The organism is Caballeronia telluris (assembly GCF_001544495.1).
GTDB lineage: Bacteria > Pseudomonadota > Gammaproteobacteria > Burkholderiales > Burkholderiaceae > Caballeronia > Caballeronia telluris.
Window position 1 is genome coordinate 1 of record NZ_FCNZ02000006.1, and the last position, 14,309, is coordinate 14,309.

Annotated in this window: 14 protein-coding genes and 1 pseudogene; 7 read left to right on the plus strand and 8 right to left on the minus strand. The window is 65.5% G+C overall.

The window, feature by feature from the left end; genetic code table 11:
• Both AWB66_RS09365 and AWB66_RS09370 read left to right on the plus strand, forming a co-directional pair.
• Window positions 1-437: pseudogene (locus tag AWB66_RS09365) on the plus strand (oxalate/formate MFS antiporter); the annotation flags it as partial.
• 76 nt (window positions 438-513) lie between these two features.
• On the plus strand, window positions 514-1,239 hold the full coding sequence (locus AWB66_RS09370; protein ID WP_087630023.1) for a GntR family transcriptional regulator: 726 nt from the start codon (window positions 514-516) through the stop codon (window positions 1,237-1,239).
• A gap of 1 nt (window position 1,240) precedes the next feature.
• Here the strand turns inward: AWB66_RS09370 and AWB66_RS09375 are convergent, their stop codons facing one another.
• From AWB66_RS09375 to AWB66_RS09410, 8 genes are all read right to left on the minus strand, one after another.
• Complete coding sequence (locus AWB66_RS09375) at window positions 1,241-2,671, minus strand: UdgX family uracil-DNA binding protein (RefSeq protein ID WP_087630024.1); 1,431 nt, start codon at window positions 2,669-2,671, stop codon at window positions 1,241-1,243.
• Window positions 2,671-3,882: a putative DNA modification/repair radical SAM protein gene (locus AWB66_RS09380; protein ID WP_087630025.1), complete on the minus strand. Its 1,212-nt coding sequence runs from the start codon at window positions 3,880-3,882 to the stop codon at window positions 2,671-2,673. The genes AWB66_RS09375 and AWB66_RS09380 overlap by 1 nt, the downstream gene beginning before the upstream one ends.
• Window positions 3,883-4,031: 149 nt before the next feature.
• Window positions 4,032-4,478 carry a YybH family protein gene (locus AWB66_RS09385; protein WP_087630026.1) on the minus strand — a complete coding sequence of 149 codons (447 nt, stop codon included), beginning with the start codon at window positions 4,476-4,478 and terminating at the stop codon, window positions 4,032-4,034.
• Between the two features lie 210 nt (window positions 4,479-4,688).
• Window positions 4,689-5,072 carry an oxalurate catabolism protein HpxZ gene (gene hpxZ / locus AWB66_RS09390; RefSeq protein ID WP_087630027.1) on the minus strand — a complete coding sequence of 128 codons (384 nt, stop codon included), beginning with the start codon at window positions 5,070-5,072 and terminating at the stop codon, window positions 4,689-4,691.
• Window positions 5,069-6,484 carry an AtzE family amidohydrolase gene (locus tag AWB66_RS09395; RefSeq protein ID WP_087630028.1) on the minus strand — a complete coding sequence of 472 codons (1,416 nt, stop codon included), beginning with the start codon at window positions 6,482-6,484 and terminating at the stop codon, window positions 5,069-5,071. The genes hpxZ and AWB66_RS09395 overlap by 4 nt, the downstream gene beginning before the upstream one ends.
• Window positions 6,481-6,687: a DUF4089 domain-containing protein gene (locus AWB66_RS09400; RefSeq protein ID WP_087630029.1), complete on the minus strand. Its 207-nt coding sequence runs from the start codon at window positions 6,685-6,687 to the stop codon at window positions 6,481-6,483. The genes AWB66_RS09395 and AWB66_RS09400 overlap by 4 nt, the downstream gene beginning before the upstream one ends.
• 9 nt (window positions 6,688-6,696) lie before the next feature.
• Window positions 6,697-7,857, minus strand: a complete 1,161-nt coding sequence (locus tag AWB66_RS09405; protein ID WP_087630030.1) for an amidase — start codon at window positions 7,855-7,857, stop codon at window positions 6,697-6,699.
• The gene (locus AWB66_RS09410) at window positions 7,854-8,660 is read right to left on the minus strand and encodes a cysteine hydrolase family protein (RefSeq protein WP_235021061.1); all 807 of its coding nucleotides are present in this window, start codon (window positions 8,658-8,660) and stop codon (window positions 7,854-7,856) included. The genes AWB66_RS09405 and AWB66_RS09410 overlap by 4 nt, the downstream gene beginning before the upstream one ends.
• Window positions 8,661-8,865: 205 nt before the next feature.
• On the opposite strand from AWB66_RS09410, the gene AWB66_RS09415 reads away from it, so the two are divergent.
• The 5 genes from AWB66_RS09415 to AWB66_RS09435 all read left to right on the plus strand — a co-directional run bounded on the left by AWB66_RS09415 (window position 8,866) and on the right by AWB66_RS09435 (window position 14,307).
• Complete coding sequence (locus tag AWB66_RS09415; protein ID WP_087630032.1) at window positions 8,866-9,891, plus strand: BMP family protein; 1,026 nt, start codon at window positions 8,866-8,868, stop codon at window positions 9,889-9,891.
• Window positions 9,888-11,471, plus strand: a complete 1,584-nt coding sequence (locus AWB66_RS09420; RefSeq protein ID WP_087630033.1) for an ABC transporter ATP-binding protein — start codon at window positions 9,888-9,890, stop codon at window positions 11,469-11,471. The genes AWB66_RS09415 and AWB66_RS09420 overlap by 4 nt, the downstream gene beginning before the upstream one ends.
• Complete coding sequence (locus AWB66_RS09425; RefSeq protein ID WP_087630034.1) at window positions 11,468-12,586, plus strand: ABC transporter permease; 1,119 nt, start codon at window positions 11,468-11,470, stop codon at window positions 12,584-12,586. The genes AWB66_RS09420 and AWB66_RS09425 overlap by 4 nt, the downstream gene beginning before the upstream one ends.
• Window positions 12,583-13,500 carry an ABC transporter permease gene (locus AWB66_RS09430; protein WP_087630035.1) on the plus strand — a complete coding sequence of 306 codons (918 nt, stop codon included), beginning with the start codon at window positions 12,583-12,585 and terminating at the stop codon, window positions 13,498-13,500. The genes AWB66_RS09425 and AWB66_RS09430 overlap by 4 nt, the downstream gene beginning before the upstream one ends.
• A gap of 84 nt (window positions 13,501-13,584) precedes the next feature.
• Complete coding sequence (locus tag AWB66_RS09435) at window positions 13,585-14,307, plus strand: TetR family transcriptional regulator (RefSeq protein WP_087630036.1); 723 nt, start codon at window positions 13,585-13,587, stop codon at window positions 14,305-14,307.
• The last annotated feature ends 2 nt before the right edge of the window (window positions 14,308-14,309 follow it).

Here is a 14,309-nt window from a genome sequence, read left to right on the forward strand (position 1 = left end):
AGAACACGATGTTCGTGATCTTTCTCGGTGAAGGCGCGGCGTTGCTCGGCCTGATGTACTTCGGCCACAACCCGTATTTGTTCATGTTCTTCGCCGCGATGATCTTCCTGTGTTGGGGCGAGATTTTCTCGATCTTCCCGGCGACCTGCGCCGATACCTTCGGCAGCAAGTACGCCGCGGCGAACGCCGGCACGCTGTACACGGCGAAGGGCACGGCTTCGATGCTGGTGCCGGTGGCGTCGCTGCTGTCGGCGGTGGGCGGCTGGAACGCGGTGTTCATTTGCGCGGCGGGCATCTCGATCGCCGCGGCGATCGCGGCCAAGTTCCTGCTCGCGCCGATGAGAAAGCGCTGGATCAACAACACGGCGCTCGAGTACGAGAACGCAAGCTTCGAGGTCCCGGCGGAGGCGCGTCCCGCTTCTTCGTCAGGCCGTTGAGAGAAGCGCCGCGCACCGCAAAGCCAGTGCGCGGCGCGCTTCGTCTGCCGATCAGAATCAATGCAGGAACACGACCATGTCAGAGACCTACGACGAGCAGGCGGACCTCACGTTCCTCGCCATCGCACGCAAGCTCGAACCGATCGACGCAAGCGCGCCGCTGCGCAAGCAGGCGTACACCCAACTGCGCCAGGCGATCGCCGACGCGGACATCTACGGCTCGGAGCGGGAAATCCGTCTTGACGAACGCAAGCTGACGACCGCGCTTGGCGTGAGCCGCACGCCGGTACGCGAGGCGATCACGCTGCTCGAACAAGAGGGATTTTTGCGGACCGTGCCGCGGCGCGGCGTGTACATCACGCGCAAGACGCGCGCGGAGATCATCGAGATGATTCATCTGTGGGCCGCGCTCGAAAGCATGGCGGCGCGTCTTGCCGCCGAGCGCGCCACCGACGGGGAGATCGCCTCGCTGCGGGCGATGTTCCATGACTTCCACGATCACTCGCCCGCCGACGACATCGACAATTATTCCGACGCGAACATCGCGTTCCATCAGGCCGTGGTGACGCTGTCGAAGTCGGAGGTCATTTCGCAGACGCTCTCCAACATCTTTGCGCACGTGCGCGCGATCCGTCGCCATACGATTTCGCAAAGCGACCGCGCGTCGCGTTCCATGGCCGATCACGAAGAGATCATCGCCGCGCTCGAACGGCGCGACGGCGAACTGGCGGAAGCCATCGTGCGCCGCCATTCGCTCGATCTGGCGGCATTCGTCGAGACGAACTGGGGGATGTCGGCCTAGTTCATTGTCCGGCCAGTCTGCGCGCTTCCTCCAGCGCTGCGACGATCGTAGCGACGGTGCGCTCGCGCGCCGTGTCGTCGTTCTGACGCAGCGCATATGACGGGTGATAGGTCGCGACGATCCATCGGTCGCCGAACGGCACCGCGCGTCCGAGATGCGACTGCAGGCTCGCGCCCTTGCCGACAAGCGCATTGAGCGCGGTTGCGCCGAGCGTGACGATCACGCGTGCATCGACCGTGCGCAACTCCTTGTCGAGCCAGTAAGCGCACGCATCGACTTCCTGCTGTCCCGGCGTCTTGTGCAGACGCCGCTTGCCGCGCGGCTCCCACTTGAAATGCTTGACCGCGTTGGTCAGATAGACGTCGCGGCGCGCGACGCCCGCCCGTTGCATCGCGTCGTCGAGCAGTCGGCCGGCAGGGCCGACGAACGGTTCGCCCTTGAGATCCTCCTGATCGCCAGGCTGCTCGCCGAGCAGCATGATGCGCGCGCGTTCGCTGCCCTGCCCCGCGACTGCCTGCGTGGCCGTGCGCCAGAGATCGCAGCGGCGACAGGCATCGAGCGACGTGGGCGTGTCGCGTTCGGGCTGCGCTTCGCTCGCCTCCACCGGGATCGACTTTCCGCCGAGCGCGCCAACGCCCCTTGCCTGCGCCATGCGCCGCGCGCCGCTTCTTGCCTCGCTGACGAGGCGCGGGATGAGCGCGCCTTCCGGCAAGCCTTTCCAGAAGCGCACCGGCATGTGCAGTTCAAGCGCGTCTTCGTTAAGACGCGCTGGATTGAAGGTGCTCTTGTAGTAGGTGAGCCAGAGCGCTTCGGCGGAATCGGGCGTGTCGCTCACGTGATCGGCGGCGAAGGCATGACGACGCTCGAGCCGCAACGTCTCGCCATTGAACATCGCGGCGCCCGTGGGCGTCGTGATGAGCCACGTGGATTTGCCCATGCGCTTGGCGAAGTGTTCGGCACCCCAGGCGAGGACGTCGTGATCCGGCTCGTACCACGCGACATACTCGGGCGAACCGAGCGAAGCGTCGCGCTTTCTGAAGCGCACATACGCGATCATGTCGTGCTGCGCGCGTCGCACCGCTTTCGCCATTCGATGCAGCCGCGCGCCGTCTTCATCGGCGGCCGATGCGACCGCACGATCACCCTGCGCCCACCGCCACAACACGCGATAGAGAAAGCTCCAGCGGTGCGCATCGCTGAAGTGCGCGGCCTCCTTGATGAGCGTTGCCAGTTCCTTTGAAACGCGCACGGTCGGCGCGTGCGATTGCGCTTCGTGACGCTCTGCCTCCGAAGGTTCGAACAGCGACGGCTCGGCGGCGTGAGTCTGCGAAGTACGCCATTCGATCGCTTCCGGCGCGAGTCCTTGCGAAAGCGCGCTTAGCGCCGCGCTGCGCCACGCGTCGAATTCGTCGTCTATCGTGATCGTCTTCATCAGAGCAACGCGAGCTGCACCGGCGCGGCAGAAAGCGCGCGCCTCAACTGTTCCGACGATGTCTCGCGAACGGGCGGCCGGTAATCCTGCGTGACGACGAAAGGCTTGACCTTCTCCATCCCGCAGCGCAGCCGGACGAGATCGGCATAACGAATACGCCGCGAGCGCCGCAATTCGACGAGTCGCTTCGCATTGCGCATGCCGATGCCCGGAATACGCGCGATCGTGCGCACCGGCGCCGCGTTGAGATCGACCGGGAAGCGCTCGCGATGCGCGAGCGCCCAAGCGAGCTTCGGATCGACGTCGAGCGGCAGATTGCCGGGCGCATCGAGCAGTTCGGATGCGGAAAAGCCATAGCCGCGCATCAGAAAGTCCGCCTGGTAGAGACGATGCTCGCGCAAAAGCGGCGGCGCCTTAAGGGGCACGATCGACGGACTATCGGGAATCGGACTGAACGCCGAGTAATAAACACGCTTGAGCCGATACGATCCGTACAGCGTCTCGGCGGTGGCGAGAATAGTGCGGTCGTCGGTTTCGTCGGCACCGACGATCATTTGCGTGCTCTGCCCCGCCGGCGCGAAGCGCGGCGCGCGCGGCTCCGCTTCCGACTCTTCCTGCGCGAGACGGATCGTTCCCATCGCAAGCTTGATCGTGCGGCCGCTCTTTTCGGGGGCGAGCTTCTCGAGGCTGATCTCGGTCGGCAGCTCGATGTTGACGCTCAGTCGGTCGGCATAGCGCCCCGCCTGAGCGATGATTTCGGGGTCTGCGTCGGGGATCGTCTTCAGATGGATGTAGCCGCGAAAACGATGCTCCTCGCGCAGCGACTTCGCGACGCGCACCAGTTGCTCCATCGTGTAATCCGACGAGCGGATCACGCCCGAGCTGAGAAAGAGGCCGTCGATGTAATTGCGGCGATAAAAGTCGAGCGTAAGGCCGACGACTTCCTCTGGCGTGAAGCGCGCACGCGGCACGTTACTCGAACGGCGATTGACGCAGTACTGGCAGTCGTACAGACAGAAATTCGTCAGCAGAATCTTGAGCAGCGAGACGCAACGGCCATCGGGCGTAAAGCTATGACAGATGCCCGAACCGGTGCTCGCGCCAAGCCCTTCAATGCCCTGCGACGCGCGTTTGGGCGCGCCGCTGCTTGCGCACGACGCGTCGTATTTCGCCGCGTCCGCGAGGATTTCGAGTTTTTCCGACAGCTCCATGCCCACTACCGATACTGTATATGCGTACAGTATCTTAAGCCGCATCGTGGCATGAAGCAATCGGTTTCAAATCGTCCGCATTGCCCTCCTTTTGTCCATCCGCAAGCAGGAGAAGCGTCAAACTAGTTCGCTATGCAATCATCCGAGCGTCACGGCATCGCGTTCCATGTATGCGCCGTCACGTGCCACTTGCCGTCTGCGCCCTTGCTCATCACGCTGAGCAGCACGCCCTTGTACTGCGACTTCTTGCCGTCCTTTTCCGCGACCGCGGTCCAGTTGGCCGTCTGATACATCGTGTTGCCGCTATGGCGCACCTGAATGACTTCGATGGTGTGATCGTGGACGCCCGCATCGAAGAAGCTCTTAAAGAGCTTTTCGATCTCCGCGCGACCTTCGATCGACTTGCCATTACCAGGCGACACCACCGCCTTCGGGTCGTAGAGCGCGGCGAGCGCGTGCGCGTCGCCGCTGTTGAATGCCTTGTTCCAGGTGGCGTTGGCTGCATCGACTGCCTTGTCGCCCTGTGCAAGAACGGGATGCGAAGCCGCGAGCGCGAACAGCACGCACGCGCCGACATATCGGACGGACTTTTTCATTGCCTATCTCCGGTGGCGTAATCGCAGACCGGACGCCTTCGCGCTTGGTCAGAGCGGCGGCGACGGACGAGCACCAGCACGGCGCCCAGCGCGGGCGCCGATCCGGAACAGGCAGTCGGGTCGATCTTTCTTACAGTTACCAGTCTGCGCGAGCAGTATAGGAAGGGGGTCCTCTGTAATCAATTAACGCGCCGCGTTCGTAGGGGGCGCTTAACGCGTCTCCATCCAGCTCACGTGCGCGCTCACCACGCGCCAGCCGTCCGCCGTCTTCATCCATGTCTGGCTTTGACGTCCGATACGCGGTTCGCCTTCGCGACGAAATTCGATGTTCGCGACGGCAAACGCATCGCCGTAAGAGGTCACGACGCGCGCCGTGATCGTGCGCGCGAGTGCTGTACCGGGACGCGCCGCCCGGAACGCGCGAATCGCCTCGTAGCCGTAGAGGTTTTCCGTTGCGCCATAACGCAACGTGTGAGGCGAATCGAAGAAGAGTTCGTCGAGCGTGGCGACGTCGTTGGTAACGAGCGCCTCTTCATAGGCATCAAAGGCCGCGTCGACTTCGGCGAGCACGTCGGGACGATTGATCTCGTTCATTGCGCGCCTCCTGAGCGCAGGAACGAAGGCGGTTCGGGACACCATGCAAGCTGCGCGTCGACCAGACGGCGCGCCGCTTCGAACGCACGGTCCTCGCGCCAAGGCGCCGCGATCACCTGCACGGCGAGCGGCAGACCGGTCGACGTGCGCATCGGCACCGCAACCACCGGCAGTCCGATACACGATATTGGCTGCGTCAGCAGCCCGAGGTTCGGACGCGCCGCCAGACGCTGGCCGCCCACATCCATGAACTCCTGCCCGATGTGCGGAGCGACGACAGGCGTCGCGGGCGCGATCAGCACATCGTAATGCTCGAACAGTTCAAGCACCCGCTTGCGCAACGCGGCGCGCACGCGCTGCGCCTGCAACACCCACGCAGCGGGCAGCAAGGCGCCCGCGATCAAACGATCGCGCGACAGCGGTTCGTGCTCGTCGTATCGCGAGCGCAGGCTCGGCAGATGCAACTGGCCGCCTTCCGCCGCGCTGATCATGAACGCCGCACCGCGCGCGGCCGCCGCCTCGGGAAACTCAGTCGTCTCCCGAGCGCCGAGCGCGCGCGCTGCCGACAACGCGACCTCGCGTGCTTCATCGCCTGCGTTGTCGTCGAAGTAGCCGCCCAGCCGCGCGACACGCAACGCGCCGCTTCCATCCGATGCGCCGACCGGCTCGATCGCGCGCGCGGAACATGCAGGGTCGTCTGGATCGATGTACTGCAATGCGTCGTAGGTCACGGCGAGATCGTCGATGTTGCGCGCGAACGCGCCCATGTGATCGATGCTCGCGACGAACGGAAACGTGCCGTGGCGCGAAAGGCGCCCATAGGTCGGCTTGACGCCGAACACACCGCAGAGCGACGCGGGCACGCGCACCGATCCGTTCGTATCGGTGCCGAGCGTGACCGGCACGAAGCCGGCGGCGACCGCTGCCGCGCTGCCGCCCGACGATCCGCCCGACGTGCGCGACAGGTCATGCGGATTGCGGCACGGTCCGGCGTGATGGTTCTCGGTCGTGAAGCCGTAGGCGAACTCATCCATGTTGAGCGCGCCGACCATGATCGCGCCCTGCTCGCGCATGCATCGCACGAGCGTCGAATCGCGCTTGGCGGGAGGGTTGCCGGCCAGTATGCGCGACCCCGCGATAGTCGTGATCCCGGCCACGTCGAACAGGTTCTTCGCGGCGAACGGCACGCCCGCGAGCGGCGGCAGCAACTCGCCTTTCGCACGCTTAGCGTCGAGTTGCGCGGCTTCGTCGAACGCGCGTTCCATCGTGAGCGCCGTGAACGCATTGACGTGCTTGTCGCCGATCGCAATGCGGCCAAACGTGTCTTCGATCAGATCGCGTGCAGTGAATTCGCCCTGCGCATACGCGCGCGCGATGCCGAGCGCATCGAGAGGATAGCGGGCGGCCGTCACGGTCTGTACACCGGTGCGGGTTCGTCGTCGGCGGCGAGCGGGTACGACAGCACCGGGCCCGCGAGCATCGCGATGCGCGCGAACTGCTCATGCACGCGCGCGGCGGCCGCTTCCGTCACCGAGGGAAAATGCAGCGCGAGCGCGGCATCGACATAAGCGGTGGCGGTCGCCCGGTCGGGCGGCGTGTTGACGTCGTCGGTCATTGGGCTCCTCTACTCAATGGATGAAAACAGGTGGCGAACGAGCGCGATCAGCGCACGATCGCTTCCGCGCGGCCCGATGAAGGACAACGCCAGTGGACGATCACGCTCGTCCGCGAGCGGCACGGTCACTTGCGGCAGACCGGCGAGCGCGGCGATGGCGTCCATCGTCAGCGCATCGCGATAGAACGCGCCGATGCGATCGTCAGACGCATTCTTCTCGATGAGCGCGAGCGGCGTGGTCGGCAGAACGATGACGCTCTGGCTCACGAGCGCGTCGATGCGTGCCGCCAACGTCGAGCGCAAGACGCGGCAGCGCGCGACTTCACCGTCGTCGAGCAGGGCGAGCCTCGCGAATCGCGATGCGATCGCGGGCCCGAAGCGCGGTGACGTCGCGTCGATCCAGCCGCCGAGCGACGCGCGGATCGCATCGTCCTGAAGCTGCTGGTAGCAATGCAGCCATCGCGCGGCATCGCCGTCAAAGACGCTGATCTCGTCGTGCGCGCCGACGCTTGCCGCCAGCGACGTAAGCGTTGCCGCATCGTCGGGTTCGTTCGCGGCGCGCGCCTCGAACGCTTCCGCGCATCGCGTCAGGTGCGGCGGCACATCGGCGGGCGCCGTTCCCGCGAGCAGCACGTCCGCCACGCGCGCGAGCAACTCGCCCGAGCGCGCAAACCATCCGACCGTGTCGAAGCAGGGCGCAAAAGGCAACACGCCTTCAGTCGATACGGCATCGTGCGTCGGCCGGATGCCCCATAGTCCGCAAAATGCGGCGGGCACGCGCACCGAACCGCCGGTATCGGTGCCGAGCGCGAAATCGACCTCGCCGCTCGCCACCGCACTCGCTGATCCGCTCGACGACCCGCCAGGCAACGCATGCGGCCAGCGTGGATTGAGCGGCGTGCCGTAGTGCTCGTTGACGCCTTCGAGGCTGTACGCAAGTTCGTCGGTGATCGTCTTGCCGTCGACCGATGCGCCCGCCGCGAACAGTGCCGCCACCGACGGCGCATGTCGCGCGGCCTCGGCGTGCGTCGCGAGCCAGTCGGGATTCCCGCCGCCCGTGACGACGCCCGCCACGTCGATCAGGTCCTTGACCGCGAAACGCAAGCCGTCGAGCGGACCGCTCGACGTCGCCGCGATGCGCACTCTCGCACCGGGGACGAACGCGCTCATCGCGTCTCTCCTTGCAATGCGTCGGCCAGTTGCGAAGACGTCGCGACAAAGCCGAAGCACTTCTTCACGTTCCAGACGGTCGCGTCCGTACAGAACGCCGGCGACGATGTCGCGCAGCAATCGGACAACATCACGCAGCCATAGCCGAGGAAGTTGGCGTCGGTGAGCGTGTGCAGCACGCACTGGTCCGTATTGACGCCCGCGAAGAACACGGTGCGCGTGCCGAGGTTGCGCAGGATGCTGTCGAGCGGCGTATCCCAGAAGCCGCTGATGCGGTACTTGTCGACGCGGATGTCCTGCGGCTCGGGCGCGAGTTCATCGACGACCGCCGCCGCCCACGAATCCTTTTCGAGCACATGCGCGCCGTGCCCGGGAAGCGGCTCGCCGAGGCCGATGCCCATACCCGTCGGCTTGTACAAATGGATTTGATTCGGCGGCATGTTCGCGAGATCCGGACGATTGCCCCAGTTCACCCAGATCACCGGCACGCCTTGCCGACGTGCGATCGGCAGCAGGCGCTGCAATGGTGCAATCGGCGCGCGATCCGCTTCGTAGTCGCCCCCAAGATGGGCAACCCATCCGCCTTTGGTGCAGAAGTCATTCTGCATATCGATCACGACGATCGCTGCTTTCTCGATGTCGAAGCGCACGCGCTGCGGCTCCGAATCGAGCGTCGCGAGGCGTGGCGAAGGCGTCGCCGGCGCCATGTCGACGAGCGTCTGCGTGGCGCTCCAGCGCGTCTGCGCGAAGACGCCGAGTGCGCCGGAAAGCGCTGTCGTATCGGGATTTTCGCCGTTTTCCAAGGTGTTCTCCAAAGCGTGCCTCAAAGGGAAATGGAACAGAAGCGGCTGGCTTCCACGATGCGTCGATGCAGCCTTCACGCGCATCGCTCATCGCACGTTTCGTCTTCCATGCATTGCATCGTCAGGCGTGCATGGCATCGAAGTTGCATTGACGATTTGTTCATGAATAACCTACTTACCCAAATCCAACGCAAAAGGAGTGCCAGTGATGACTGGATCACAACAACCGTCGCCGCGCGTTCGTCACCGCCGCTTCGTCGCGCGAACCGTCATCGTCGTGGCATTGATCGCGATCAGCGCGCCCGCGTTCTTCATCACGAAAGCGCGTGCCGCCGACGAAGCGATGCGCGTCGGCGTGCTGATCCCGGGCTCGAAGACCGACAAGGGATGGATGGAATCGGGCTACGACGGCGTCGTCGCCGCGCAGAAGGAATTCGGCCCGAAGCTGAAGACGCAGATCATCGAGAACATCAACTACGCGGACATGGAGCAGGCGCTCACGAATCTCGCGACGAAGAACCAGCTCGTGATCGGTGTCGGCGGGCAGACGCAGGCCGCGGTGCTGAAGGTCGCCAAGCGCTTTCCCAACGTGAAGTTCTCCATCGTCGGCGGCAGCAAGGGCGAGACGATGCCGCCGAACGTCGCGGGCTATGACGTGAAGCAGGCCGAGATCGCGTTCGTCGCGGGCGCCACGGCCGCGATGCTGTCGAAGTCGAATGCGGTCAGCTACGTGGGCGGCATGGAGATTCCGTCGATCGTCAACGCGGGCAAGGAGTTCGGCAACGGCGCGCGCTACATCAATCCGAAGATCAAGTACTTCGAGAGCTACACCGGCGACTTCGACAACGTCGCGAAGGCGCGCGAAGCGACCGCCGCGGCCATCGCGCAAGGCGCCGACGTCCACTATCACATCCTGAACCTCGGCCTGCGCGGCCTCGAACAGGCGGCGAAGGAAAAGAACACGCACATCATCGGCAGCTATACGGACCGCTGCGGCAGCGACGCGCTCTATGTCGCCTATAGCATCACGGGCGTCGGCTACCAGGCGCAATACGCGATCGAACAACTCGAAAAAGGATCGTGGCAGCCGGGCTACAAGGCGTTCGGTCTAGCGATGGGACCGAAGGCGTCAGCCATGGCCGTATGCCAGACGACGCCCGCGATGCAGGCCAGAATCAAGCAGATCGAAGACGACATCCTGAGCGGCAAGATCAAGGTCTCCGAAGGATGAACGCCGCCGCCCTCGCGCCGCGCACGAACGCGGCGCCGATCCTCTCGCTCGCGGGCATCGGCAAGCGCTTCGGCGCGTTCCAGGCGCTCGACGACGTCTCGCTCGGCCTGATGCCCGGCGACGTGCATTGCCTGATCGGCGAGAACGGCGCGGGCAAGTCGACGCTCTGCAACGTGATTTTCGGCGTGCATCAGCCGGACGCGGGCACGATGCGCGTCGATGGCGCCCCGTACCGGCCGCGCAATCCGCGCGAGGCGCTTGGCGCCGGCATCGCGATGGTTCATCAGCACTTCAGCCTCGTCGACGACGCGAGCGTGCTCGACAATCTTTTGCTCGGCCAGTCGCGCGGCTTTCTCGATCGCGCGGCGCGCACGAAGGAAGTGCAGGCGGTGCTCGCGAGCGTCGGCCTCGATCTCGCGCTAGACGTGCGCATCGCCGACCTGTCGGTGGGCGAGCGTCAGCGTGTCGAGATCGTCAAGTGCCTGATGCGCGAGCCGCGCCTGCTGCTCCTCGACGAACCCACCGCCGTGCTGCTGCCCGCCGAGATCGACGCGTTGCTCGATACCTGCGCGCGCGTCGCCGAACGCGGTTGCGCGGTGGTGCTCGTCACGCACAAGCTGAAGGAAATCTGCCGCATCGCAACGCATGCGACCGTGCTGCAATCGGGACGCGTCGTCGCGCGCTCGGCGTCGCCTTCGACCGACATCGATCATCTCGTGCACGCGATGATCCATCGCGCCGAAGCGCCGGACGACAGCGAAGACATGGCGAGCCGCCTCTCGCTCGCGCAACTTCGCGCGACCTCGCCCTACTCGCGCCCGCTCGACGACGAAGTCCTGCAGATCGACGGCCTTTCCGCCCGCGATGCCGAGGGCGTCGCGCGCTTGTCGGACTGCACGCTCGTCGTGAATCGCGGCGAGATCGTCGGCATTGCGGGCGTCGAAGGCAATGGTCAAAGCGAACTCGGCGCCGTGCTCGCGGGCATGATGCCGGCGGCGGCGGGACGCTTCTTCATCGCGGGCCGCGACATGACGAACGCAAGCCCGCGCGAACTGACGCGCGCGGGCGTCGGCATCGTGCCCGAAGACCGGCACGCGGTCGGCTGCGTGACGGGCATGAGTCTCGCCGACAACCTGCTCATCAATCACCTCGACCGTTACACGCAGTACGGCTTCCTGCGACGACGCGCGATGCGTGCCGCCGCGCTGGAACTGATGACACGCTTCGACGTACGCGCAAGCGGACCCGACGCGCTGTTCGGCGGCCTCTCGGGCGGCAACCAGCAGAAGGCGGTGCTCGCGCGCGAACTGACGCTCGATCCGCTCGTCTTCCTGCTCGCCGCGCAACCGACGCGCGGTCTCGATGTCGGCGCGGTCGCCGCTGTCTACACGCACATCCGCGCGGCGCGTGAACGCGGCGTCGGCGTACTGCTGATCTCATCCGAACTCGACGAACTGATGAGCGTCGCCGATCGCATCGTCGTGCTGTATCGCGGACGCATCATGGGCAGTTGCACGCCCGATGCGGCCAATCGCGGACGCATCGGCGCATGGATGGCGGGCTCGGGAGACACCGCATGAATCCCGATCTGAATCTGCATGGCACGCTTTCGCGGTTGCGCTTCAGGCGCGGCGACGGCAACGCTTCGCCGCAAGTGCGCGTCGCACTCGTGGTCGGCGCATCGGTTGCGCTCGCGCTCGTCGCGGCGTTGCTGTTGATCGCGGTAGTCGGCGTGCCGATCCGCGATGCGATCGCCGCCTTCGCCGACGGCGCTTGGGGCTCGCCTTACGCCATTGGCGCGTCGATCAACCGGAGTCTTGCATTCGCGCTCGTCGGCACGGGCTTCGTGATCGCGAACCGAGCGCGGCTCACGAACGTCGGCGGCGAAGGGCAGATTGCGATCGGCGGCATTGCGGCCACCGCGATGAGCCTCTACGGCGGATGCGCGCATCTGCCGTTCGGCCTCTCGTTCGCCGTGCCGATGCTGACCGCGGCCGCCGCGGGCGCGGTCTGGGGCGGCGTGCCGGGCCTGCTGAAGGCGAAGGCCGGCACTAATGAGGTGATCAGCACGCTCTTGCTGTCGTTCATCGCCGTGTGGTTGCTCTACTGGTGTGTGCAGAGCGAAGCCCTCCTGCGCCAGCCGATGACGAGCGGCGCCACGCTGCCCGAATCGCTCGACATTCCGGACGCGGCCAAGCTGCCCGCCGTGCTCGCCGCGAGCGGCATGAACCTCACCATCGGATTGCCGCTCACACTCGTGCTGGCGGTCGCCTCCGCCGTGATGCTCCGGCGCACGCGCTTCGGGTTGTGCCTGCGCGCCGCCGGACTGAACCCGGTCGCGGCGCGGCGTGCCGGTCTGCCGATCACGTCGGCGCTGGTCGGCGCGCTCTCGCTCGCCGGTGCGTTCGGCGGCCTTGCGGGCGCGCTGATGCTGCAAGGCGACCAGTATTCGCTGAAGGCGGGCTTTTCGTCGGGCTATGGCTTCGACGGGCTCGTGGTCGGCTTGCTGGCGCGCGACTCGATCGTCGGCGTGTTCGCTGCCGCGCTGCTCTTCGGCTTCCTGCGCTCGGGCGGCATCAACATGGAAATGGTCGCATCGGTGCCCTCGGCGCTGGTGCTGATCGTGCAGGGCATCGTCACGGTCGCGCTGGCAGGCGGCGCGATGTGGCTCGAACGCAAGGGAGCGCGGCAATGAACATCGAGCTTCTGGCGGTCTTCGCGGGCGCTTCCATCCGCCTCGCCGCGCCGATGATGCTCGCCGCGACGGGCGAACTCATCAGCGAGCGCGCGGGCGTGCTCAACATGAGCGTCGAAGGCATGATGCTGACCGGTGCGTTCCTCGGCGCGACGTTTTCCTGGCTGACCGGCAATCCGGGGATCGGTCTCGTGTGCGGCGTGCTCGGCGTGATTCCGCTTGCGCTGTTGCAGGCGTTCCTGAGCATCACGCTGCGCGCGAACCAGATCGTGACTGGCATCGGCATCAACATCCTGGCGCTCGGCGGCACGACGCTCGCGTATCGCCAAGTGTTCGGCGAGCGCTCGAGCGCCGTGATTCCCGGGCTGTCGCGCTGGTCGCCGCCGGGGCTCGGACACTTGCCGGTGATCGGCGAACCCGTGTTCCATCAGGTGTGGCTGCTGTATGCGGGACTCGCCGTGCTGATCGCGACGTCCATCGTGATGCGGCGCACCGCGCTCGGCATCGCGCTGCATGCGGCGGGCGTCGCGCCGCGCGCGGTCGATCAGTCGGGCTTGTCGGTCGCGTGCCTGCGCTATGGCGCGGTGGTGTTTTCGGGCGTGATGTCGGCGGCGGCGGGCTGCTTCATCTCCATCGGCGACATCCACACGTTCACCGAAGGCATGACGAACGGGACCGGCTATCTCGCGATCGCCGCGATCATCTTCGGCAACTGGAAGATCGGGCGCACCGCGCTCGCGTGCCTGCTCTTCGGAGCCGCGACCGCGATGCAGTTCCAGTTGCCGATGTTCGGCATTCACGTGCCGACTGCGCTGCTCATCATGCTTCCGTACCTGCTCGCGCTCGTCGCGGTGGCGGGGCTGATCGGGCGGCAGACCGCGCCGCCCGCGCTGACGCAGCCGTTTCGACGATGAGCTCGGACGGAGTACCATCGCCGAGATCATCGACGTGCATCGATCTGCACCGATTCCCGTCCGCTCAACCATTCGACACTGTCCATGCCTAGCAAGAAGCCGTCATCGTCTGCTAAAGCGCTCGGCGCCGATCCGCCGGCTGCGCCGACCACCCGTCGCCAGCAACTCGCGAGCAAGACGCGCGAGCGGATGCTGAAGATCGCGATCCGCGAATTCGCGGACAAGGGTTATAGCGGCGCGCGGGTCGAGACGATCGCGAGCCGGTCGAAGGTCAACATCCGGATGATTTATCACTACTTCGGCGGGAAGGAGAAGCTGTACGTCGAAGTGCTGGAGCATGTGCTCGCACGGCTGCGCGAGGCGGAACTCGCGGTCACACTCGACGTGCATACCGTCGATCCCGCTGCCGGCATCATCCAGCTTTACGACTTCACCGAAGCACATTTTTCCGCGCACCGCGAATTGCTTTGCCTGCTTTCGTGGGAGAACCTGAACCGGGCGCGGTATCTGAAGCTCTCGAAAGTGATTCAGGCGATGTCGTCGCCGGTGCTCGATAAATTGCGCAGGCTGATCCGGCGCGGGGAAATGGGCGGGACGTTGCGCCGTGGCATCGATCCTCTGCATCTGTATGTCACGCTCGTCAGCCTCGCTTATTTTCACAAGTCGAATGCGTATACGCTCTCGCGGATGTTCGATACCGACATGCTCGCGGCGAGTTGGCAGGCCGCGCATAAGCAGCAGGCGCATGAACTGGTGCGTGGGTTTCTGCGGAAGGGCACGATGCGGCAGGGGCTGGCGGTGGCGTAGGG